The organism is Pseudomonas sp. Yb2C2 (assembly GCF_052112325.1).
Lineage (GTDB): Bacteria > Pseudomonadota > Gammaproteobacteria > Pseudomonadales > Pseudomonadaceae > Aquipseudomonas > Aquipseudomonas marginalis.
The window spans coordinates 52900-73481 of sequence record NZ_JAVAJK010000023.1 but is presented as its reverse complement, the minus strand read 5'-3'; the positions used below and the strand labels follow the sequence as shown (position 1 = coordinate 73481).

Sequence of the window (20582 nt, the reverse complement as noted above, 5' to 3'; positions counted from 1 at the left end):
GTGATTGAAGGCCATGCACAGAAGTGGGAGGGGGCAAGCCCCCTCCCACATTTTGACCCCGCTTCGATCCGGGATCAGCGTACGCCTTCAGCCCTCAACGCCGCCGGGGTGTAGTCCGCTGCCTTGGCCGCAAAGCCGAACACGAAGCTGCTCTTCTCCTCGTTCTTCATGCCGAGTGCGATGTAGCGCCCGGCAATGATGTCGTACAGGGTCTCGACGGTGTAGGCCGGCACCTGATGGTCGTAGTAGAACTGCGCATGGCCTTCGGCGACGCGCCACAGTTGGCCACGACCGTCGTAGTGATCCACCAGCGCGACTTGCCAGCTGTCTTCGTCGATGTACATGTGGCGCTTGGCGTAGATGTGCCGCTCGCTCGGTTTGACCGTGCCGACCACTTCCCACACGCGGTGCAGTTCGTAACGGGTCAGGTCCTGGTTGATGTGACCGGCCTTGATGATGTCGTCGTATTTGAGCGACGGCGAATCGAGCTTGTAGCTGTTGTAGGGGATGTACATCTCTTTCTTGCCCACCAGCTTCCAGTCATAGCGGTCGGGGGCGCCGGAGAACATGTCGAAATTGTCGGTGGTGCGCAGGCCGTCGGACGCGGTGCCCGGGCCGTCATAGGACACTTGCGGCGCGCGGCGCACGCGGCGCTGGCCGGCGTTGTAGATCCAGGCCAGGCGCGGCTCCTTCACCTGGTCGAGGGTCTCGTGCACCAGCAGCACGTTACCCGCCAGGCGTGCCGGGGCGGTCACCGATTGCTTGAAATAGCTCAGCACGTTGGCCGCCTTGGCCTGGTCGATATCGGGAATCGCCTGGGGCACCGCCACTTCCTCCTCGAAGCGGATCGGCGTGTAGCTGCCATTGGTCTGCGGGGTGGCCTGGGTGATGATGCGGCGCAGGTTGCCACCGTGGTAGCGGGTGATGTGGTTCCACAGCACTTCCACGCCATTCTTGGGAATCGGGAACGCGTAGTAACGGTTACCGGTGAAGTTTTCCAGGCCGTTGCCGTCGTTGATCGTCTTGACGTTCAGCGCGCTGCGCTTGATCGACTCGTAGATGTCCGGTGGCAGGTTGACCGTACGGTGGCTCGGGTACACCGGGATCTTGTAGGTCTCGGGGTAGCGCTTGAACATCGCCACCTGGCCGTCGGAGAGTTTGTCCTTGTACTTGTCCACCGTGGCGGCGGTGATCACGAACAGCGGTTTTTCATTGGCGAACGGGTCTGCGAGGAAGCCCTTGCTGTCCACCGCGCCGGCGTTTTTCGGGATACCGCCGGTCCACGCCGGGATCGAGCCATCGGCGTTGCCGGCTTTTTCGGCGCCGACCGGTGTCAGGGTGGTGCCCAGCTTGGCCGCCTCTTCCGGCGACACCGCCGCCATCACGTGGGAAGCCAACAGGCTGAGGGCCAATACTGCAATTGTCTTACGCATGGATTCTTGTCCTTCTTTAAGCCAAATCAGAAGTTCACGCCGAAGCTGAGGGCGAGGAAGTCGCGGTCGGTCAGGGTGTTGTAGTCGCCGCCAAAGAAGTCGGTGTAGCTGAGGCTGGCGGTGTAGGTGCTGCGATAGTCCGCATCCACGCCGACGCTGAGGGCCTTGGCGCCTTTATTGAAGATCCCGTTGGGCCCGTAGCCGGCCACGTCATGGGACCAGGACAAGTTGGGCTTGAGGTTCACCCCGGCAATCGCATTGTTGTAGTCGAGGATCGCCCGTGCGCGGTAGCCCCAGGAAGTGGAGGTGACGAAACCGTCGGTGTCCCCCTGGAAACCGTAGGCGCCATACACCGAATCACGGCCGTAACGCAGTTTCGATTTGTCCTCCAGGCCCGCCACGTGCACGACGGCCGCCTCGCCTACCAGGGTCAGGCGTTCGGCGCCGAGGACCTGGTCGAAGAACTGGGTCATGGTGCTTTGGATCTGAGTGATTTCCTTGCGGCGGTAGCCCTTGTTGTCGTCACCGAAGTTGCTGCGGATGGGTGAAGCGAGTTGGCCGGCGATCGGATTGATCAAAGCCAATGTCAAGTCGGTGGTGTTCAACTGCACCGGGGCATTGGGCCGGTAGCTGATTTCCCCGGTCCACGCGGTGCCGGTGGGCAAGGTGGTGGAGAAGCTCGCGCCGAACAGGCGGATGTCTTCCGGGTAGTCGAGATAGTACTGGCCACGGCCGAGCATGGTGCTCTGGGCCAGGGCCTGCCCGAAACCTCCCGCGGCGGCGGCGATGCCACCGATGGTTTGCGCCGTGGTGTTGTTGGTGATGGTGCCCACGGTGGGTGTGCGGCTGTGGTAATTCATGAAGTACAAACCGTACTCGGTGTCGTCACCCAGCCAACGCAAAGCCGCCCCAAACTGACCGGAATCCCGAGCATCACGGTCGCCGGCACGCTGTACCACCACACCCTCGCGAGTCACCACAAAACCCTGGCCGCGGTTCGCTGCAATCGACTGCAGCGGCGCGATACCAGGGCTGCCTACGGTGTAGTTACCGGTGCAACCATCCGCCGCCACATCCCCACCAAAGAACGTGCCGCAGTTGTCCAGCACGGTTTGGTCCCATTCCAACTGATAGAACCCTTCCACAGTCAGTTGGTTGGTCAGGCTCTGGGACGCGAACAGCATGTTGACCGGGATCAGCCCTTCCTTGATCTCGGCACCGGGCCGACGGAACGCCGACACGTCAATCGGGTTGATGCTGTTGATGGAGTTGCCGATGAAGGTACTTTCGCCCCAACTGACCACCTGCTTGCCGGCACGCACGGTGCCCGGCAGGTCGCCCAGGGAGTAGTTGTGGTAGACGAACGCATCGAGGATCTGCGCACCGCTGGACTTGGCGCCTTCCTTGCGGTTGTGGTCGCTGATCTGCTTGAACTCGCGGTCTTCGTCCTTGAGTTCGAAGTCGTACCAGTATTTGCCGCGCACGAACACACCGGTATCGCCGTATTTCAGCTCCAGGTCATGCAGGCCTTTGAAGATCTTGGAGAAGGTCTCGCCCTTCTTGAAGTTGAGACGCCCGTCATCCCCCGTGGAAGCCTGGCCCGTGCCGCCATTGACGGTGCCCACGAGCTTTTTATCGGCATCGCGCATGCCCCAGCTCGAGCCGACCGACAGCGAGGAGTCGAATTGCCCTTCGATCTCGCCAATGTTGAAGGAAACAGCCTGTGCCTGGGCACAGCAACCCAACGCAACCGCAGCGGCCAGCGCCTGTGGCGTGAAGATGGCGCGCATTGTTGTTTTTGTCATGCGTCTTCCCCGGTGAGTGACAGAAGGCCTCACCCTACTGCCGCGCATCAGGAGCGATAAGCGCACCAAGGAGGGATTCGCTCTATCGCTCGAAAGGATGACAAGCCGCTCTGGCCGGGGTGTGGGCGGGCCCATGGATTGGGTGGATGGCGGGTTATCAGGGGAATGGATGGCTCGCCCTCAAACTGTTGCGCTTTCAGTAACAGTCCTTGTCATGAATCGGGATTACTCATTTTGTAACAACCGACTATTCTTGCCTCGCTTTCAGGGCAAACAGCCCGTTTCCCCATCGGGAAGAACAGCCAGACTCGAATGGATTGATGCCTTTTTTCAATCTGTTACCCGTGTTCACTGACGTTGATTTGTCGCTCCTTGATCCAACGTCTGACTTCAGCCGCTGCGTTTGCAGCGGCTTTTTTTTGCCTGAAATAAAACGGGGCGCCATCAGCGCCCCGTGGGATTCAAGCTTTTTCAAGCAACGATCACAGGCTGTACTTCTGCAAGTTCGCCATCATCTCCTTCAACGCTTCGATGTTGTCGTTGGGGTGGGCTGCGCCTTCAAAGTCGCAGATCTGCGCCCAATGCGCCGCCACATCATCGGTGGAGAACCCGGCTTCAGGGTCGAAGCCCACGCCCAGGCTGCGCTCCCAGCGGGTCTTGCCGATCCAGCCGCCACCGACCTCGAACAGCCCGGACGTTTCCTGGCACGCTTCGCTGCCCAGGTACACCACCAGCGGGCTGACCAGTTCCGGCTTGAGGCGCTCAAATACTTGCGGCGGGATCAGGCCTTCGGTCATGCGCGTACCGCCGGTAGGGGCAATCGCATTGACCAGGATGTTGTTCTTGCGCCCTTCCAGGGCCAGGGTGCGGGTCAGGCCGTACAGTCCGAGCTTGGCCATGCCGTAGTTGGACTGGCCGAAGTTGCCGTAGATGCCCGAGGTGGACGCGGTGAAGATCACCCGGCCGTAGCCTTGCTCACGCAGGTGGGGCCAGGCGGCGCGGGTGACTTTGTAGGCACCTTCGACATGCACCCGGTAAACCAGGTCCCAGTCGGCGTCGTCCATTTTGTGGAAGGTTTTGTCGCGTAGGATGCCGGCGTTGTTGACCACCACGTCGATGCGGCCGAAGACGTCGAGGGCGTTCTGGACGATCTTGTCACCGTCGATGACAGAGTCATGGTTGGCCTCGGCGACACCGCCCGCAGCACGAATCTCGGCCACCACTCGGTCGGCGGCGGACGCATTGGCGCCCTCGCCCTGGGTAGAGCCGCCGAGGTCGTTGACCAGGACCTTGGCCCCGTGCCTGGCGAACAGCAGCGCATGGGCCCGGCCCAATCCGCCGCCGGCACCGGTGACGATCACGACCTTATCCTGGAACTGCACTGACTCACTCATACCGAACTCCGCTGGCGACAATGGGAATGGTTCGAGTGTCCGGCAACGCGCCTGCGGTCACAATAAATACGGCGGAGGCTGAATGGTGCTCGATAAGGCTGGGGGATGATGACTCGTCTCTCTGTAGGAGCGAGCTTGCTCGCGAAAAATCCCAGAGCGCCGCGTGGTGCCAGGATTCCCACGTTATCGTTGACGATTTTCGCGAGCAAGCTCGCTCCTACAGAAAAGGATTCGGGATCAGGAATAGGCCACTTGCGAGGCCGGCTGCCGGAGCCGATCACGAAAGGCCTGGTAGTGCCTGAGCACCTGCACCGGCGCCTCGATCTGCGGGTAGTGGCCGATATTGGCCAGCAACACCGTGTCGGCGTCGGGCACCAGTTGCTGGTAACGCTCGACCATATGCGCGCCGGAGATCGGGTCCACTTCGCCGTCGATCACCCGCAACGGCACTTCGCCGCGCTGCATGGCGGCGACCCAGCGATCACGCAGGCGACGGCGCTGGGGGACGTAGGCGATCAGTTTGTGCAGGATCCGCGTGCCGTCGTTGCCGTTGATCAGGCTCCAGAAATCATCCAGGGCACTTTCACTGGGGTGGGTGTCGGGGCCGAATATCTGGCTGAAGCTGTCCGCCAGGGCATTGCGCCCGAAGGCGCGGCCGATCATCCAGCCCAGGGGGCTGAGCAAGAGTTTTTGCACCAGCGCCAGGCGATGGGTTTCGGGGAACAACCCGCCATTGAGGAACACACAGCTGGCCATCTCAAACCGGCCTTCGTAGTGCCGGGCCAGGAGTTCCTGGGCGACGCTGTCACCGTAGTCGTGGGCCAACACATGCACCGGCTGTTCCACTCGCAAGTGTTCGAGCAGGGCCTGTTGCAAGTCCGCCTGTTCCAGCAGGCAGTAATCGTGGTCCAGCGGCTTGGCCGAGTCACCGAAGCCGAGCATGTCGCAGGCGATCACCAAGTGCCGCTGGGCCAGGGGTTGCCATAGGTAATGCCAGTCCCAACTGGCCGTGGGGAAGCCATGGATCAGCAGCAGCGGTTCGCCCTGCCCGGCCACCCAATAGCGAAGAGTACGGCCGCGAAAGACGAAATCCTGGCCACGCTTGCGCCAGACTCTGAGCGGGATTTCGGCGAGTGGCATCAGCGGTTATACCCCGGGTCTTGCAGCTCCAATTTGCGCAGCAAGGCCGGCCAGGCCAGCGCGCCGCCCATGCCTTGGGCGCTCTTTGTGACAGCCGCCACCATCGCCTTGGCACCGGCAAGAATCTGCGGCCCGATGGCGATCAATTCGGCGCCGCCGCTCTGCGCCAGCACCTGAATATCGCAGGCACGCTGGAAGGTGAACATCATCAGAAAGGTGTCGGCAATGGTACTGCCGCAGGTCAGCAGGCCATGGTTGTGCAGCATCAGGAAACTGTTATCACCGAGGTCGGCCTGCAAGCGGGCTTTTTCTTCGTGGTTCAAGGCCACGCCTTCGTAGGCGTGATAGGCCAGGCTCGACAGCACGAATATCGATTGCTGGCTGATGGGCAACACGCCCTGCTTCTGTGCAGCGACGGCCACACCCGCGGCGGTATGGGTGTGCAACACGCACGTCACATCGTGGCGCACTTCATGGATGGCACTGTGAATGGTGTAGCCCGCCGGATTGATGTCGTAGGGGCTGTCCATCAGTTTGTGGCCGGCCTGATCGACCTTGACCAGGCTGGACGCGGTGATCTCGTGGAACATCAGCCCATACGGGTTGATCAGGAAATCATCGGTGCCCGGCACCTTGGCCGAGATATGGGTGAAGATCAGGTCATCCCAGCCATGCAGCGCCACCAGGCGATAGCAGGCCGCCAGGTCGACGCGGGTCTGCCATTCGGCAGCGCTGACCTGGTCTTTGACATTCTGCGGCGATAGAACGGGGGCTAGGCTCACGGCGATGACCTCCTTGGCGCACTGTCTTATTGTTGTTTTTTTGTGTGATGGGCCAGTCTAGTCAGACCTCATGGCCGCCGGAGTTGCCTTGGCAGCCAGCTTGATGACCGAGCGGGTCAGTTCAGAGAATAGTTGAAATTTGTTTAAAGCGCGTCAGAGAAGCGCCGCCAGAAAAGGCACGGCAAACAGGTTGAGCAACCCCGTCAACACCATCACCAGGCCGGCGACCGAGCCCTCTTCGCCGCCCACTTCATGGGCGCGGCTGACACCCGCACCGTGGGCGCCCACGCCAAACAACGCGCCACGTGCCAGGGGTGTCCGCAGCGGCAGCCATTTGAGCAATACACCACCGAGCATGGCGCCGAACACACCGGTGAACATCACAAACACCGCCGTCAGCTCCGGCACGCCGCCCAGGTCGGAAGACACCGGCATGGCGAACGGTGTGGTGATCGAGCGCGGCACCAGCGACAGCGTCACCGCACCGTCCAGCGCCAGTGCCTTCGCCAGGCCGAACGAAGTCGCGATCGACGCCACACTGCCCGCCACCATACCCAGCAGCAACGCCGGCCAGTGCCGCGCCAGCAAGCGGCGCTGCTGCCAGATCGGCACGGCAAACGCCACGGTCACCGGGCCCAGCACCAGCATCAGCCAGTGGGTGTCGGTGGCGTATTCGGCATAGGCGGTGTGCATCGGCACGGCCACCGCCAACAACAGTGCCGGCACCAGGATCAGCGGCGACAGCAGGTAGCGCCCGGTACGCCGGTAGAGCCAGCGGCTGAATACGTAGGCGCCCAGGGTCAAGGCGAGCCAGAACACCGGCATCAGTTCAAGCTTCATGGTGCAACCTCCAGCGGCACACGGCTTCCACCGTAAATGCCGTGACCAGCATCACCGCCAGCGTGCTCAAGCCGATCACCAACAGGATGCGCCAGCCATCGTTGCGCAGCAGGCCGCCGTAATCGAGCAGGCTCATCAGGGCCGGGATGAAGAACAGCAGCATCTCGGCCATCAACACCCCGGCGCCCAATTGCAGTGCCGCCGGCTTGACCAGGCCGCTGGCGAACGTTGCCAGCAACAGGCCCAGGCCCACCACGCCACCGGGAATGGGCCAGGCCAGCCAGGTCGCCAACTGGGTGCCCAGCAGATAAATCGCGAGCAGCACAACCAATTCAGTCAGCAAACGGCCAAGGTGTTTGAAGGAAAAACGTTTCATGGGCTTTGGGTCCTCGCAGGCCCCCATTTTAGAGCGCGGCCTTCCATCCCCACAGCGAATTGTTAGACTGCCAACCATTCCAAACTGGAATCAGGCCGATGGAATTCAAACAGCTGCGCAGCTTTGTCGAAGTGATCCACCGAGGGGGCTTTACCCAGGCAGGGAAAACCCTGCATATCAGCCAGTCCGCCGTCAGCAAGCAAGTCGCGCAATTGGAGCAAAGCCTGGGCACGCCGCTGCTCGATCGTATCGGCTCGCAGATCCGCCTGACCGCCGCCGGCCAGGTCGTGCTGCAACGCGCCGAAGCCATGTTGCGCCTGCAAGCCGAACTGCTGAGCGAGCTGGACGATATGCAGCAGCTCACCCGCGGCGAGTTGCGCCTGGGCCTGCCGCTGCTGGCGGGTGACACGCTGTTCGCCGGGTTGTTTGCCGAGTACCGCCGGCGCTACCCGAACGTCATCATCCAGTTGCTGGAGGGTGGCAGCCGCAATATCGAACAGGCCATCCTGAGCGGTGAGCTGGAAGTGGGCGGCAGCTTGAAACCCAATGACCCGGCGTTTGCCTGGCAAGCCTTTTGCGATGAACCCCTGGACGCACTGCTGCCGATTGACCATCCCCTGGCGGACAACGCCCAGGTGCGCCTTGAGGAATTGGCGGACACGCCGTTCCTGATGTACCAGCGCAGCTTTGTGCTTAACGACCGCCTGATGCAGGCGTGTCAGCAGTTGGGTTTTACCCCGAAGGAAATCGGCCGCAGCGGCCAGGCGGACTTCCTCGCAGCCTTGGTGGCCGCCGGCCAAGGCGTGGTGCTGCTGCCCAGCGTGGTCGCCCGTGGGCTGGTGCGACCTGGGGTGGTGCGCCTGACGTTGAAGGCGCCCGACTACCTGCGCTGGGACATTGCCTTTATCTGGCGTGAGGGCGCCTACCTGTCGAAAGCCGCCCAGGCCTGGCTGGCGTTGTTACGCGAGTTTCCGGTCAAGCGCGCAGTGCAGTGACCAGCTCGGCCAGCCATGGCTCGGCGTCGGCTTCCGGGGTGACGCTTTCGCTGGCGTCCAGGCGCAGCATCGGCAGCACTTCACGCACACCCAACTCGCCGAACAGCTCGCGCATTTGCTCGCCACCGCCACAGAAGGTGTCGCCGTAGCTGGCATCGCCCAGGCCGATCACTGCGCCGGGCAGGCCGCGCCAAGCGGCGGGCAGTTGGTCGCGAATGGTTGAATACAGGGGTTGCAGGTTGTCGGGCAATTCGCCCATGCCGGTGGTGGAGGTCACCGCCAGAAAGGCTTGCGGACTGAAGGCTATTACATCCGCCAAGGACGCACGGGGATTGTGCCAGGCCTCAAAGCCGGCCTTGTTGAGGAGGTCGGCGGCGTGGCGCGCGACTTCTTCAGCCGTGCCGTACACCGAGCCGGAAAGGATGGCGACTTTCATCAATCTGATCCTGTAGTTGAGCGAAAGCCTGGGATATTAGCAGCTGGCGCAAATATTTCGGCGCCCGCCGTGCAAGATTCAAGGCATGTCTTAAACTGCCCACTCCAATCACAAGCCATGGACCGCTCAATGATTAACGCCAAGCTGATGCAAATGGTGATCAACGCTTCCAACGACGGCATCGTCGTCGCTGAAAGAGAAGGCAAGGACAAGCCGCTGATCTACGTGAACCCTGCATTCGAACGGCTGACCGGCTACACCCTCGACGAAATCCTCTACCAGGATTGCCGCTTCCTGCAATCCGGCGACCGCGACCAGCCGGCCCTGATGGCCATCCGTGACGCGTTGGAGAACGGCGGTGCCTGCCGGGAAACCCTGCGTAATTACCGCAAGGACGGCAGCCACTTCTGGAACGAACTGTCCCTTTCAACGGTTTACAACGCCGCGGACAAGCAGACGTATTTCGTCGGTGTACAAAAGGACGTCACGCTCCAGGTCAAGGCCCAGCAGCGTGTCGCGCAGCTGGAAAGTGAACTGGCCGAGGTCAAGGCCGAGCTGGCAGCGCTCAAAGCGACAAGCGGATTAAACAAAATTTAGAAACTGCGGCCATAACAGCGGATAATGGCACTTTAACACCCCTCCATTGAGCAAGCACGATGCAACGCAATGCGCTTCTGACCCAGGATGAGCTGGATTTCATTCAGAGCATGCAGCACAACCCGCAACTCAACCTGCGGGATGCTTCGTCGAGCCTGACCGTCAACGGCGGTGCACAGATTCGCGACTTGCTCACCCGCCTGGCCGCCCACGACCACCTCACCATCCAGGCGCAGTTCGACAACCAGCAACTGACCTTCCCCCTGCATCTGGTAGAGGATGAGTTCAATGCGGTGCATCTGCGTTTGGGCGTGCCGAGTATTTTCGAAGACGGGCCAATGATACGCCCGTGGCGCCTGGCGCTTGAAACGCCGGTGGCGCTGGAGAACATCCGTGGCGCTGCTGGCGCCCTGCGGGTGCATGAAGTGTCATTCAAGGGTGTGCTGGTGGAGATTCGCGGCCGGATCAAGCCGCCAAAAACCTTTTCCCTGTGGTTCAGCCCGTCGGGCTACGAACGCATCGCGCTGCGCGGCGCATTCGAGCGGGAAACGGCGCGGGGTTTGTTTGCCTACCGCTTGAGCCAAAGCGACGTGGATGAAACCGAGCGTCTGCGTCAGTTCATCCTGCACCAGCACCGCCTGGTCCACCCGCACATGCATGCCTGAAATCAGGTATCCAGCCCGCCGCTGAGAAACTGTTGCAAGCGCCGCCGCATCAAGCGACCTTCATTGCCCAGGCAGCCGATGGACGTGCCGGCCAGGCCGTCCTCGGCAAGATCCGACGCCGCACCTGCAAGCAGCAGCGGGCAATCCAGGGTCAACGCCAAGCGGTTCAAGCGCCCCGCAAGATCATGGTTATGCGAGTAATTGGAGAAGAGGATCAGCGCCTGTGGGTGAGTCTTCTCGCAGACCAGCGTCAACTCGTCAAACGGCTGTCCCATGCCCAGCACTTTCACGGCCAGGTCATCCCGGCTCATCAAGAGCGCCGCCACCAGCAACTCCAACTTGCGGCACTCACCCGCCATGGCCGCCAGCAATACCCGCGGCACGGGTGAAGCACACGCCAGTTGCAGGCGCTCCAAAGCACGTACTCGCAGGAAGTTGTCGAAGAACAACCACTCGCTGGCCTGGCCAAAACGCCCCTGATGACGCAACAGCTCATTCCACAGGGGCATCAGAATGTCCTGGAACACCACGTCGAGTGGGTAGGTCGCCAGGACCTGCCCATACACACGCTCCAGTTGACGGTCGTCGAAGTCGCTGACGGCCTGCATCAACCGCGTCTGCCACTGCGGCCATTCACTTTCCTCGACCGCATCGCGCTGCGCACGAACGGCTTCGGCCTGCTGATCGTCGCGAGCGAGGATCTTGCCCACTTTGCTCACGGCGACGCCGCGCTCGATCCAATCGAGAATACGATGGACTGCCTGTATATCGGCCTTGGAATAGAGGCGATGCCCACTTTCGGTGCGCGTGGGCTGTATCAGCCCATAACGGCGCTCCCAGGCACGCAGGGTGACCGGGTTGACGCCTGTCAATCTCGAGACTTCACGGATCGGAAACAGCTCATCGGAACCAGTGGAATCCAGATGCGAAACACTATCAAGCGAAGCAGTAATCACGGGCATTTTTAACCAAAAAACCAACGTCAACTGGGCGCTCATTTAACCCCTTTACACCTGTCTTTTTCAAGTTTCCCGCTTTTCGGACCAATGTCGCTGGTGTATTCGGGTAAAACAGGAATAATCCTTGCCTGCTTTTTACACGTCGCTGCAACACCCCGCAGCTTCGTCTGTGCGCCACCTACACGGTCCAGTGCACCCGTACATTTGGAGATACACAATGTCTACCTCTCCCGTCACCTTGATGGTTGCGCGCCGCGTGGCCAAAGGGCGCTATAAAGAACTGATGGCCTGGCTGCGCGAAGGCGAGCAATTGGCCACCGACTTCCCCGGTTACCTGGGCTCCGGCGTGCTGGCCCCACCGCCCAATGACGATGAATTCCAGATCATTTTCCGCTTCGCCGATGAGAAGACCCTGCACGCCTGGGAGTTTTCCGCCTCACGCAGTGCGTGGTTGAGCCGTGGCAGCGATTTGTTCGCCGACCCGTCCGAGCACCGTGTACGGGGCATCGATGGCTGGTTTGGCGCAGCGGGTGCGCGTCCGCCACGCTGGAAGCAGGCGGTGGCGATCTGGCTGGCGTTTTTCCCGGTGTCGCTGCTGTTCAACTTCGTCATGGGGCCGCTGCTCAGTGAACTCGAGCTGGGGCCACGTGTGCTGGTCAGCACAATGGCACTCACGCCCTTGATGGTGTACTGGTTCATTCCGCTGTCGACCTACCTACTGGCGAACTGGCTGCACCCAGCGCCAGCACCTCGCAAGGCCTCCGAAGCGGCGGCGTAAGTACAGGGGCGGCCCGTCGCTGGTATGATTTGCGCCTGCCAGCGACGCGAGCCTCCCATGACTGCAACGAACGCCCCGATCCTGATCACCGGCGCCGGCCAGCGTGTCGGCCTGCATTGCGCCGAGCGCCTGCTGGACGAAGGCCAGCCGGTGATTTTCAGCTACCGCAGCGAACGCCCCGGCGTGCAGGCCCTGCGTGAGCGTGGCGCAGTCGGCGTGTTTGCCGACTTCTCCACCGAAGCCGGAATTCTCGCGTTTATCGCTGAACTGAACAGCCAAACCCAAAGCCTGCGTGCGATCATCCACAACGCTTCGGCCTGGGTCGCAGAGGCGCCGGGCGACGAAAGCCGTGCCTTTACCGACATGTTCAGCGTGCACATGCTTGCGCCGTACCTGATCAACCTGCATTGTTCACCCTTGCTGCAACGCTCGACACCTGCCGACATCGTGCATATCAGCGATGACGTGGTGCGCAAGGGCAGCCGCCAGCACATCGCCTACTGCGCCACCAAGGCCGGGCTCGAGAGCCTCACGCTGTCGTTCGCCACGCAGTTTGCGCCGCTGATCAAGGTCAACGGCATCGCCCCGGCGATGGTGATGTTCAACGAAGGCGACGACGCGGCCTATCGCACCAAGGTGCTGGCCAAGTCGGCCCTGGGCATCGAGCCTGGTCCCGAGGTGATCTACCAGAGTGTGCGTTACCTGCTGGACAACCCCTATGTCACCGGTACCACCCTGACCGTCAACGGCGGGCGGCATATCAAGTAAGCCGTTTGTGAGGATGTTGTATGACCTTATCTCTGCCCCACCATTACCGCGAGATCCTCAAGGGCCTGGGCGAAGACCCGGAACGCGAAGGCTTGCTCGACACCCCCAAGCGTGCCGCCAAGGCCATGCAGTACCTGTGTCATGGCTATGAACAGAACCTCGAGGAAATCGTCAATGGCGCACTGTTCGCCTCCGACAACGACGAGATGGTGATCCTCAAGGACATCGAGCTGTATTCGCTGTGCGAGCATCACCTGCTGCCCTTTATCGGCAAGGCCCACGTGGCCTATATTCCGACCGGCAAGGTGCTGGGCCTGTCGAAGCTGGCGCGTATCGTCGACATGTTCGCCCGGCGCCTGCAGATCCAGGAAAACCTCACCCGGCAAATCGCCGACGCCATCCAGGACGTGACCCAGGCCGCCGGTGTGGCCGTGGTGATCGAAGCCAAGCACATGTGCATGATGATGCGCGGCGTGGAAAAACAGAATTCAACCATGAACACCTCGGTGATGCTCGGCGCGTTCCGCGAGTCGAACACCACGCGCATGGAGTTCCTGCAACTGATTGGACGGAGCAAGTAGCAATGCCACAACTTCAACCAGGCATGGCGCGCATCCGGGTCAAGGACCTGTGCCTGCGCACCTTCATCGGTATCAATGAGGACGAAATCCTCAACAAGCAGGATGTGCTGATCAACCTGACCATCCTGTATGCCGCCCAGGAAGCCGTGCGCGACAACGACATCGACCACGCGCTGAACTACCGCACCATCACCAAGGCCATCATCGCCCACGTGGAAGGCAACCGCTTTGCCTTGCTGGAGCGCCTGACCCAGGAACTGCTGGACCTGGTGATGAGCAACGAATCGGTGCTGTACGCCGAAGTCGAAGTGGACAAGCCCCATGCGCTGCGCTTTGCCGAGTCGGTGTCGATTACCCTGGCGGCCAGCCGCTAACCCCTGAATTGTCAGTGAGCCCTATGAACGATCAACAACGCCTCGAACTCGAAGCCGCCGCCTTCCGCCGCCTGGTGGCGCACCTGGACAGCCGCAAGGATGTGCAGAATATCGACCTGATGAACCTCGCCGGTTTCTGCCGTAACTGCCTGTCCAAGTGGTACAAGGCCGAGGCCGACGAGCGCCAGATCGAGCTGAGCCTCGATGACGCCCGTGAAGTGGTGTACGGCATGCCGTACGCCGAGTGGAAAGCCCAATACCAGCAAGAAGCCAGCGCCGAACAACAGGCGGCGTTCGCCAAAGGAAAGACCCATGACTGATTTGAACACCCTGCGCGCCAGCCTCGACAGCGGCGCACACGTTTTTGCCGACACCCTGGCGTTTGTCGCTGCCGGTTACGATTACCAGCCGCAGGCCTTCACCAACGGCGATGTGGAAAACGCTGCCGGGCAGAACGAAGGTTCGTGCAAGACCTTGGGCCTGGCGCTGCTGGAAGGCTTGAGCGACCAGGAAGCGCTGCTGGCGTTTGGCGAGCATTACCGCTCGGTGGTGGCCACGCCTGAGGGCAGTGACCATGGCAATATCCGCGCGTTGATTGCCCATGGGTTGGCAGGTGTGAAATTCGCCGCCCAGCCACTGACCCGCAAATCCTGAGTCAGATGCAAATGTGAGAGAGGGCTTGTCCCTCCCAGATTTAAATTGCACCCATAAAAAAACCGGCCTCGCAGCCGGTTTTTTTATTTCAACAATTTAGAACGCAGCGTCCTTCAAACCGTCGAGGTAACGCTCGGCGTCCAGGGCCGCCATGCAACCGGCGCCGGCCGAGGTGATGGCCTGGCGGTAGACGTGGTCGGCCACGTCGCCGGCAGCGAAGATGCCTTCGATGTTGGTCGCGGTGGCGTTGCCTTCACGACCGCCTTGCACCACCAGGTAACCGTCTTTGGCTTCCAGCACGCCTTCGAACAACGATGTGTTCGGGGTGTGGCCGATGGCGATGAACACGCCGTCGACTTTCAGCTCGTCGAAGCTGCCGTCGTTGTTTTTCAGGCGAGCACCGGTCACACCCATGTTGTCGCCCAGGACTTCATCCAGGGTGGCGTTGAGCTTGAGGATGATCTTGCCTTCGGCGACACGGGCGTGCAGCTTGTCGATCAGGATCTTCTCGGCGCGGAACGTCTCGCGACGGTGAACCAGGGTCACGGTGCTGGCGATGTTGGCCAGGTACAGCGCCTCTTCCACGGCCGTGTTGCCGCCACCGACCACGGCGACCGGCTTGTTGCGGTAGAAGAACCCGTCACAGGTGGCGCAAGCGGAAACGCCCTTGCCCATGAACGCTTCTTCCGATGGCAAGCCCAGGTAACGAGCGCTGGCGCCAGTGGCGATGATCAGTGCGTCGCAGGTGTAGACGCCGCTGTCGCCGGTCAGGCTGTAAGGTTTTTTCGAGAAGTCGACCTTGTTGATGTGATCAAACACGATCTCGGTTTCAAAGCGCTCGGCGTGTTCTTTCATACGTTCCATCAGCACCGGACCGGTCAGGCCGTGGACATCGCCCGGCCAGTTGTCGACTTCAGTGGTGGTGGTCAACTGACCGCCCGCCTGCATGCCGGTTATCAGCAGCGGCTTGAGGTTGGCCCGGGCAGCGTAGACGGCAGCGCTGTAACCGGCAGGGCCGGAACCGAGAATAATCACTCGCGAATGACGGGTATCAGACATGACTCACTCCTATCGACCGCCCGGACTACAAGACGGCTGGAATAAAAAAGGGACCACGAAGCACTTGGGGAAGGCTTTAACTCGCAGGCCCTGAAAAATAATGGGTGCAGCGTATCGAGGGGGGCAAGATTAAGGAAATACGGAATAACAATCCAGCTCATAGGCGGTCTCTATGCAGTCAGGCCGATTAATCGACGCCTTTGTTACCGTTGATGTCGTCACACCGACCACGCTTTCGCCTTGAAGGCAAAGCCGGTAAGGTCGGCGCGTTCGTCATCCTGCTCGGAGTTCTCCATGCCCGCCCCTGTTCTTTCCGGCCCGCAATACCTGCGTGAAGGCCTCAAACTGGTGCTGAGCCCGGGCCTGCGCCTGTTTGTGTTGCTGCCGCTGGCGATCAACCTGGTGCTGTTCGTCGGCTTGATCTACTTTGCCGGCCATCAGTTCAGCCTGTGGGTCGACCACTTGATGCCGACCCTGCCCGGCTGGCTGAGCTTTCTGAATTACCTGCTATGGCCGCTGTTTGTGGTGCTGGTGGTGCTGATGGTGTTTTTCACCTTCACCATGCTCGCCAATATCATCGCGGCACCGTTCAACGGCTTTCTTTCCGAGAAAGTCGAAGTGGTGGTACGGGGTACCGATGACTTCCCGGCCTTCAGCTGGGGCGAACTGATTGAAATGGTTCCGCGTACCCTGGCCCGGGAAATGCGCAAGCTGGGCTACTTCCTGCCACGGGCCATCGGCCTGTTTATCCTGTCGTTCATTCCGGTGGTCAACCTGATCGCCGCGCCACTGTGGTTGCTGTTCGGCGTGTGGATGATGGCGATCCAATACATCGACTACCCGGCCGATAACCACAAGCTGGGCTGGAACGAAATGCTCGCCTGGCTGCGCCAGAAGCGCTGGCAGAGCATGAGCTTCGGCGGCATCGTCTACCTGGTGCTGCTGGTGCCGGTGGTCAACCTGTTGATGATGCCGGCGGCAGTGGCCGGGGCGACGTTGTTCTGGGTGCGCGAACAGGGCGCCGAGGCCATGGCGACGCCGAAAGTGGCCAAGTCATAAATCCATCATCTGCATGACACAATGGCGACATGGCCCACGGCGACACTGTGGGTCATGACGACAGCTTCGCTCCACATCACTCTCATCACCGAAACCTTCCCGCCAGAGATCAACGGGGTGGCCAATACCCTTGGCCGCCTGTGCGAAGGTTTGCGCGCGCGTGGCCATCAAGTTGAACTGGTTCGCCCGCGCCAGGGCGCCGATGCAAGCCGGCCCAGCGATGATGGCTTGCTGCTCTGCCGTGGCTGGCCGCTGCCGGGTTACCCAGGCCTGCAATGGGGCCAGTCGTCGATGCACAAGTTGCTGCGCCGCTGGACACGCCAGCGCCCCGACGTGCTCTACATCGCCACCGAGGGCCCGCTGGGGCTGTCGGCGCTGCGGGCGGCGCGGCGCCTGGGAATCAGCGTGGTCAGCGGTTTTCACACCAATTTCCAGCAGTACTCCAACCAGTATGGCCTGAGCCTGTTAAGCCGCATGGTTACGCACTACCTGCGTTGGTTTCATAACCGTTCGACCTTGACCCTGGTGCCCAGCGCCAGCCAACGCCTGGAACTGGAGCGTCGGCATTTCGAGCGCCTGGGGATGCTGGCGCGCGGGGTGGACAGCCAATTATTCCACCCGGCCAAGCGTGACAACGCACTACGGGAAAGCTGGGGCCTGGAAAACGACGATATTGCCGTACTGCACGTGGGGCGCCTGGCCCAGGAGAAAAACCTCGGGCTGCTCAAGCGCTGCTTTGACGCGCTGCAGGCAACTTATCCACAGCGTCGGCTGAAACTGATCATCGTCGGCGATGGCCCGCAACGCCCGATGCTCGAGCGCGACCTGCCCGACGCGGTGTTCTGTGGCACCCAGCGCGGCGAAGAACTGGCGCGGCATTACGCATCCGGGGATGTGTTCCTGTTCCCCAGCCTGACCGAAACCTTCGGCAATGTGGTGCTCGAGGCCATGGCCTCCGGGCTGGGTGTGGTGGCGTACGACCAGGCGGCGGCGACCCAGCATATCCGCCATGGTTACAACGGTGTGCTGGCCATGCCGGGTGATGAGGACGCGTTTTGCGATGCGGCCAGATGGTTGCTGGAAGACAGCGAACATTTGCGCAGGGCCCGCCTCAATGCACGCCAACATGCGAGCCGCCAGGGCTGGCCGGCGATTATCGAGCAGTTCGAGAACCAGTTACGCGATGTGTGCGCAGAACATTTGGCAGCTCCAACACTGCCTGACATTCGTTGAACCCTCTACGAATGACGTAGGCCAATTCCCGGTCCTGCCTGCCTACCCCTTGAATATTGGTTTCAACGGTAGGAATCCCTGCTTGGGACTGCCTGAATCGGCACGCCACAACAGGATATTTCCGGAACGTCGAACGAATTATCACCACTGATATGACACCTGCCGTAAGAGGGGGTGTGTTCCTGTGAAACACACTCGAACGAGGCAGGTCATTCATGCTGAAAAACTAATAGAGAGCACTATGTCGACACTGATAAATGGATCATTGGCGCTGAGATTCCAACCATTCAACCCCTCCGCATGGGCATCCCCATCCGGAAGCGGTCAAAACCACCAGAACCACGCAAACACTGGCTGGAACCGCCCGCAACCTTCGCGCCCGCAAAACAACTGGCAAACGGCGCAGAATGACTGGCAACGCCCATCGCACAACCATGACAACCGCCCGCAGTCCACACGCCCGCAAAACGCCTGGCGGCTGGCGCAGAACGACTGGCAACGCCCACCGCACAACCATGACAACCGCCCACAGTCCACACACTCGCAAAACGCCTGGCAGCCGGCGCAGAACGACTGGCAACGCCCGCAGCCCACTGACCGCCTTCCACTACCTGGGGGTACGCGCCCAAACCAGGAGCAATGTTCCGTCAGGCCACCTCAATGGGCACGTTCCGACCAGACGGACAGCACTTCTAGCTTTAATCCATATGGACCAAGGACAAGGCAATAAGCATTGAGGCGAATGATGGCCTGAACACAAGCGGAAGGCCGGGTATTCAATACCCAGCCTTTCGCCTGAAACAGCTAAACCCTCACGCTCAGCCGTCGATAGTGAACGCAGGCCTGGGCTCCCCCCTACACCAGGGTCGTCAACGCCTCGCGACTGAACGGCAGAATGTCGCCTTCACGACCTTCACGCACCTTCACGGCCCAATCCGGATCCACCAGCAGCGCACGGCCAACAGCGACCAGGTCGAACTCGTCGTTGTTCAAGCGCTCCAGCAGCTTTTCCAGACTGGCCGGTTGGGCAACCTTGTCGGTGTTGACCATGAACTGCAGGAATTCGCCATCCAGGCCGACACTGCCCACGGTGATCGTCGGTTTGCCCGTGAGTTGGCGGGTCCAGCCGGCGAGGTTGAGGTCGGAACCTTCGAACTCCGGCTCCCAGAAACGACGGGTGGAGCAGTGGAAAATATCCACACCGGCATCAGACAACGGCTTGAGGAATTCACCCAAGGCCTCGGGGGTTTGCACCAGGCGTGCGGTGTAGTCCTGCTGCTTCCACTGGGAGAAACGCAAGATGATCGGGAAGTCCGGGCCGACGGCGGCGCGGGTGGCCTGGATCAACTCGATGGCAAAGCGCGAACGGTTGGCCAGGCTGCCGCCGTATTCGTCGGTGCGCTGGTTGCTGCCTTCCCAGAAGAACTGGTCGACCAGATAGCCGTGGGCGCCATGGATTTCCACGCCGTCCATGCCGATGCCCTGGGCATCCTTGGCGGCTTGGGCGAACGCGGCAATGACATCCTTGATGTCCTGGGTGGTCATGCCGTGGACGACCACGTTGCCATCCTTGAGTTTTTCCATCGGGCCGTAGGCCGGCACACTGGCGTCAGGCTCGGTACCGATGCGGCGCACACTGCCCACGTGCCAGAGCTGCGGGACAATCTTGCCACCTTCGGCGTGCACGGCATCGACGACCTTCTTCCAGCCGGCCAGCGCCGCCTCGCCGTAGAAATGCGGGACATTCGGGTAGCCATTGGAGGCTGGGTGACCAACCACGGTGCCTTCGGTAATGATCAGGCCCACGCCGGCAGCGGCACGGCGGCGGTAGTACTCGATGACCTTGGAATCAGGCACGCCACCTGGGGAAAACGAACGGGTCATCGGCGCCATGACCACACGGGTCGACAGCTGCAGTGCACCGAGCTGGAACGGTTTGAACAAGGCTTGGACAGGCATGGGAGCACTCCGCGGAAGACGAGGTTTATGATGCGGATAATATGAGGAGTGCAGCGTGCCGAATAGCACTATTGATTTGGGTGATTAAGGGGTATGAAAGCAGCGGCCAGCTGCAAGCTTAAAGCTGCAAGAGCCGCGCATGTGCTTCTACTTGCAGCTTCAAGCTTACAACTTGAAGCTGCACCGACAGGTGCTCAATTCAGGGCTTTTTCGATAGCCTGCACGACCGTTGGATCATCCGGTGCGGTGCGCGGCGAGAAACGCGCGAGGACCCGGCCATCCTTGCCCAGCAGGAATTTCTCGAAATTCCAGGTGATATCCCCTGGAAACTCGGCGCCCTCGCCCGCCAGCAAACGGTACAGTTGGTGACGCTCAGGGCCGTTCACATCGAGCTTGCTGCCCAGGGGGAAGGTCACGCCGTAGTTCAGGCTACAGAACTCGCGGATTTCTTCCTCGGTACCCGGTTCCTGGCCTGCAAACTGGTTGCACGGCAGGCCAAGCACGGTAAATCCCTGGTCCTTGTACTGCTGATAAAGGTTTTCCAGCGCAGCGTATTGCGGGGTCAGGCCACACTTGGAGGCTACGTTGACCACCAGCACAACGTGCCCCTTGAAGGGCGCCAGCGGCAGCTCTTGTCCGTCCAAAGCTTTGAGTTTCAGGTCGTGGAAAGCACTCATGACGAACTCCAGATTTCC

23 protein-coding genes are annotated in these 20582 nt (G+C 61.1%); 11 read left to right on the top strand and 12 right to left on the bottom strand.

The features are described 5' to 3' along the window. Positions 1-74: 74 nt before the first annotated feature. From Q8X51_RS26260 to Q8X51_RS26230, 7 genes are all read right to left on the bottom strand, one after another. On the bottom strand, positions 75-1433 hold the full coding sequence (locus tag Q8X51_RS26260) for a DUF1329 domain-containing protein (RefSeq protein ID WP_027607629.1): 1359 nt from the start codon (positions 1431-1433) through the stop codon (positions 75-77). A gap of 26 nt (positions 1434-1459) precedes the next feature. Continuing rightward, entirely contained in the window at positions 1460-3238 is a 1779-nt protein-coding gene (locus Q8X51_RS26255; protein ID WP_407694730.1) for a DUF1302 domain-containing protein, read from the bottom strand. Positions 3239-3720: 482 nt separating this feature from the next. Beyond that, positions 3721-4632: an SDR family oxidoreductase gene (locus Q8X51_RS26250; protein ID WP_407694729.1), complete on the bottom strand. Its 912-nt coding sequence runs from the start codon at positions 4630-4632 to the stop codon at positions 3721-3723. Between the two features lie 237 nt (positions 4633-4869). Next, positions 4870-5772 carry an alpha/beta fold hydrolase gene (locus tag Q8X51_RS26245; RefSeq protein ID WP_407694728.1) on the bottom strand — a complete coding sequence of 301 codons (903 nt, stop codon included), beginning with the start codon at positions 5770-5772 and terminating at the stop codon, positions 4870-4872. Beyond that, positions 5772-6554, bottom strand: a complete 783-nt coding sequence (locus Q8X51_RS26240) for a class II aldolase/adducin family protein (RefSeq protein ID WP_407694727.1) — start codon at positions 6552-6554, stop codon at positions 5772-5774. Before Q8X51_RS26240 ends, Q8X51_RS26245 begins: the two co-directional genes overlap by 1 nt. Before the next feature lie 153 nt (positions 6555-6707). Then, complete coding sequence (locus Q8X51_RS26235; RefSeq protein WP_065947207.1) at positions 6708-7394, bottom strand: LrgB family protein; 687 nt, start codon at positions 7392-7394, stop codon at positions 6708-6710. Beyond that, positions 7384-7770, bottom strand: coding sequence for a CidA/LrgA family protein (locus Q8X51_RS26230; protein ID WP_407694726.1), 387 nt, complete (start codon positions 7768-7770; stop codon positions 7384-7386). The genes Q8X51_RS26235 and Q8X51_RS26230 overlap by 11 nt, the downstream gene beginning before the upstream one ends. A gap of 98 nt (positions 7771-7868) precedes the next feature. Here Q8X51_RS26230 and Q8X51_RS26225 point away from each other — a divergent pair, with 98 nt between their 5' ends. Continuing rightward, entirely contained in the window at positions 7869-8765 is an 897-nt protein-coding gene (locus Q8X51_RS26225; protein ID WP_065925983.1) for a LysR family transcriptional regulator, read from the top strand. Here Q8X51_RS26225 and Q8X51_RS26220 read toward each other — a convergent pair. Further along, positions 8746-9201 carry a flavodoxin gene (locus Q8X51_RS26220; protein ID WP_407694725.1) on the bottom strand — a complete coding sequence of 152 codons (456 nt, stop codon included), beginning with the start codon at positions 9199-9201 and terminating at the stop codon, positions 8746-8748. The genes Q8X51_RS26225 and Q8X51_RS26220 overlap by 20 nt on opposite strands. Before the next feature lie 129 nt (positions 9202-9330). On the opposite strand from Q8X51_RS26220, the gene Q8X51_RS26215 reads away from it, so the two are divergent. Beyond that, a complete protein-coding gene (locus Q8X51_RS26215) occupies positions 9331-9798 on the top strand; it encodes a PAS domain-containing protein (protein WP_065925981.1) in 468 nt (155 codons plus the stop codon). A gap of 59 nt (positions 9799-9857) precedes the next feature. Next, positions 9858-10463: a hypothetical protein gene (locus Q8X51_RS26210; protein WP_065925980.1), complete on the top strand. Its 606-nt coding sequence runs from the start codon at positions 9858-9860 to the stop codon at positions 10461-10463. 2 nt (positions 10464-10465) lie between these two features. On the opposite strand, the gene Q8X51_RS26205 is transcribed toward Q8X51_RS26210, so the two are convergent. Then, the gene (locus Q8X51_RS26205; protein WP_407694724.1) at positions 10466-11425 is read right to left on the bottom strand and encodes a MerR family transcriptional regulator; all 960 of its coding nucleotides are present in this window, start codon (positions 11423-11425) and stop codon (positions 10466-10468) included. Positions 11426-11639: 214 nt separating this feature from the next. Between Q8X51_RS26205 and Q8X51_RS26200 the strand changes: the two genes are divergently transcribed. From Q8X51_RS26200 to Q8X51_RS26175, 6 genes are read left to right on the top strand one after another with little or no spacing between them, the layout of a single operon-like run. Further along, the gene (locus Q8X51_RS26200; RefSeq protein WP_407694723.1) at positions 11640-12200 is read left to right on the top strand and encodes an antibiotic biosynthesis monooxygenase; all 561 of its coding nucleotides are present in this window, start codon (positions 11640-11642) and stop codon (positions 12198-12200) included. A gap of 57 nt (positions 12201-12257) precedes the next feature. Further along, the gene (folM, locus tag Q8X51_RS26195; RefSeq protein ID WP_065925977.1) at positions 12258-12968 is read left to right on the top strand and encodes a dihydromonapterin reductase; all 711 of its coding nucleotides are present in this window, start codon (positions 12258-12260) and stop codon (positions 12966-12968) included. A 20-nt stretch (positions 12969-12988) separates the two neighbouring features. Continuing rightward, complete coding sequence (gene folE, locus Q8X51_RS26190; RefSeq protein ID WP_025858052.1) at positions 12989-13549, top strand: GTP cyclohydrolase I FolE; 561 nt, start codon at positions 12989-12991, stop codon at positions 13547-13549. Positions 13550-13551: 2 nt separating this feature from the next. Then, on the top strand, positions 13552-13923 hold the full coding sequence (gene folX, locus Q8X51_RS26185; protein WP_003194073.1) for a dihydroneopterin triphosphate 2'-epimerase: 372 nt from the start codon (positions 13552-13554) through the stop codon (positions 13921-13923). A gap of 23 nt (positions 13924-13946) precedes the next feature. After that, entirely contained in the window at positions 13947-14243 is a 297-nt protein-coding gene (locus tag Q8X51_RS26180; RefSeq protein WP_027607644.1) for a DUF1244 domain-containing protein, read from the top strand. Beyond that, entirely contained in the window at positions 14236-14577 is a 342-nt protein-coding gene (locus Q8X51_RS26175; protein WP_065925976.1) for a HopJ type III effector protein, read from the top strand. The genes Q8X51_RS26180 and Q8X51_RS26175 overlap by 8 nt, the downstream gene beginning before the upstream one ends. A 96-nt stretch (positions 14578-14673) precedes the next feature. On the opposite strand, the gene trxB is transcribed toward Q8X51_RS26175, so the two are convergent. Further along, entirely contained in the window at positions 14674-15636 is a 963-nt protein-coding gene (gene trxB, locus Q8X51_RS26170; protein ID WP_025858049.1) for a thioredoxin-disulfide reductase, read from the bottom strand. Between the two features lie 294 nt (positions 15637-15930). Here trxB and cysZ point away from each other — a divergent pair, with 294 nt between their 5' ends. Together cysZ and Q8X51_RS26160 are read left to right on the top strand one after the other, a co-directional pair. Further along, positions 15931-16695, top strand: a complete 765-nt coding sequence (gene cysZ / locus Q8X51_RS26165) for a sulfate transporter CysZ (protein WP_027607646.1) — start codon at positions 15931-15933, stop codon at positions 16693-16695. 54 nt (positions 16696-16749) lie between these two features. Next, positions 16750-17928, top strand: a complete 1179-nt coding sequence (locus tag Q8X51_RS26160; protein WP_065925974.1) for a glycosyltransferase family 4 protein — start codon at positions 16750-16752, stop codon at positions 17926-17928. An 855-nt stretch (positions 17929-18783) separates the two neighbouring features. Here Q8X51_RS26160 and Q8X51_RS26155 read toward each other — a convergent pair. Further along, positions 18784-19887 (bottom strand): NADH:flavin oxidoreductase, encoded by a 1104-nt coding sequence (locus Q8X51_RS26155; RefSeq protein WP_065925973.1) that lies wholly within the window; start codon positions 19885-19887, stop codon positions 18784-18786. Between the two features lie 194 nt (positions 19888-20081). Continuing rightward, positions 20082-20564 carry a glutathione peroxidase gene (locus Q8X51_RS26150; protein WP_065925972.1) on the bottom strand — a complete coding sequence of 161 codons (483 nt, stop codon included), beginning with the start codon at positions 20562-20564 and terminating at the stop codon, positions 20082-20084. Positions 20565-20582: the final 18 nt, after the last annotated feature.